2 protein-coding genes are annotated in these 1,996 nt (G+C 72.5%); one reads left to right on the top strand and one right to left on the bottom strand.

From position 1 onward, the window contains the following. Positions 1 to 76 precede the first annotated feature (76 nt). Positions 77 to 1,084 carry a stage II sporulation protein M gene (locus B7767_RS33635; protein WP_085575410.1) on the bottom strand — a complete coding sequence of 336 codons (1,008 nt, stop codon included), beginning with the start codon at positions 1,082 to 1,084 and terminating at the stop codon, positions 77 to 79. Positions 1,085 to 1,233: 149 nt separating this feature from the next. Here B7767_RS33635 and B7767_RS33630 point away from each other — a divergent pair. Continuing rightward, positions 1,234 to 1,996, top strand: a 763-nt coding sequence (locus B7767_RS33630; RefSeq protein WP_107486478.1) for an RDD family protein, incomplete at its 3' end; no start/stop codon positions are given.

Genomic DNA, 1,996 nt, shown 5'->3' with positions numbered 1-1,996 from the left:
CCTCCCCGCCAGCTCCGTGTCAACGGTTCCTGCGGGGCGAAGAGGAGACTAGCAGCTCAGCGGGGACTCGCGCACATCAGGCGGCCGTGGGCACGTCGGCGCTGCGTTCGAATGCCTCCAGGTCGCCGGTCTCGCCGGCGCGCGCCGCACGTCCGCCCAGGACATAGACGTAGGCCAGGAAGGCCAGCTCGGCGATGACCCCGATGGTGATGCGCGCCCAGGTGGGCAGGCCCGAGGGGGTGACGAAGCCTTCGATGGCGCCGGAGACGAAGAGGACCAGGGCGAGGCCGATCGCCATGGCCAGGGCTGCCCGGCCTTCCGCCGCCAAGGCTGTGCGTCGGGTGCGGGGCCCCGGGTCGATGACGGTCCAGCCGAGGCGGAGGCCGGTCCCGGCCGCGACGAAGACCGCGGTGAGTTCCAGGAGGCCGTGCGGCAGGACCAGGCCGAGGAAGGTGTCGAGGCGGCCGGCGGAGGACATCAGGCCGAAGCCGACGCCCAGGTTGAGCATGTTCTGGAAGAGGACCCAGAGGACCGGCAGGCCCAGGAAGACACCCAGGATCAGGCAGAGGGCCGCGGCCCACGCGTTGTTCGTCCAGACCTGGGCGGCGAAGGAGGCCGCGGGGTGGCTCGAGTAGTACGTCTCGTACTGGCCGCCGGGGCGGGTGAGCTCGCGCAGCTCGTCGGGAGCCGCTATGGACGCCTGTACTTCGGGGTGGGTGCCTATCCACCAGCCGAGGAGTGCCGCGACGGCTGTGGAGAGGAGTGCTGTGGGCACCCACCAGTGGCGTGACTTGTAGACGGCCGCCGGGAAGCTGTGGGTCAGGAAGCGCGTGACGTCCCGCCAGGAAGCACGGCGGGCGCCGGTCACCGCGCTGCGCGCGCGTGCCACCAGTTGGCTGAGCCTGCCGGTCAGCTGCGGATCGGGGGCGGCCGACTGGATCAGGGAGAGATGGGTGGCCGTGCGCTGGTAGAGGAGGACGAGTTCGTCGGCCTCCGCGCCGGTGAGGCGGCGCTGGCGCCGGAGCAGGGCATCGAGGCGGTCCCACTCCGCGCGGTGGGCGGAGACGAAGACGTCGAGGTCCATCGGTGTGCCTGCTCCTCGGCTGTTCGTCGGCGGTCGGCCGGACCGGCGGAAGGATGATCGGCTCGATCTGCTGGCCGTACTGCGGTGCGATGTGCCATCAGCTTGGCAGACTGGCGGTGTTCGGGGCAGGCCAGGGAAGGGCGGCGGGCGTGAGTGAGCTGGTGACGGGCGAGGCGGTGGCGTTGGAGCTGCGCCCCGCGAGGCTGCCCAGCAGGGCGCTGGCCGTGCTGCTCGACCTGGTGGCGGCCATGGCCGTCTATGTCGTGGCGACCATCGCTCTGGTGGCTGCCACGGCCTCGTTGGACGAGGCGGCGCAGACCGCGATCTCGATCGCCTTGTTCGTCCTCCTGCTGGTCGGTGGGCCGATCCTGGTCGAGACGCTCAGCCATGGGCGGTCGCTCGGGAAGATGGCCTGCGGACTGCGGGTGGTGCGGGACGACGGAGGGCCGATCCGGTTCCGGCACGCGCTGGTGCGGGGTCTGATCGGTGTGATCGAGATCCTGATGACGCTCGGGGTCGTGGCCTGCATCGCGTCCCTGGTCTCGGCGCGGGGGCGGCGGCTCGGGGATGTGTTCGCGGGGACCCTGGTCGTGCGGGAGCGGGTGCCGGCCGGGCAGGCGGGGTTCGTGCCGCCGCCTCCGCCATGGCTGGCCGGGCGTTTCTCGGGGCTCGATCTGTCGGCGGTGCCCGATGGTCTGTGGCTTGCCGTCCGGCAGTACCTGACGCGGATGGGGCAGCTCGATCCGCAGGTCGGCTGGTCGATGGCGGAGCGGTTGGCCTCGGACCTGGCCGGGCGCACGGGGGCGCCGGTGCCGCCGGGGGTGCCGCCTGCGGCGTATCTCGCGGCGGTGGTGCAGGAGCGGCAGGCCCGGGAGGCCCGGCGGGCGTTCGGGCAGGGGCCGGCCGGGGGTG

The sequence above is a fragment of the Streptomyces sp. 13-12-16 genome (assembly GCF_002114215.1).
Classification (GTDB): Bacteria; Actinomycetota; Actinomycetes; order Streptomycetales; family Streptomycetaceae; genus Streptomyces.
This window is presented reverse-complemented; position numbering and strand designations above follow the sequence as displayed.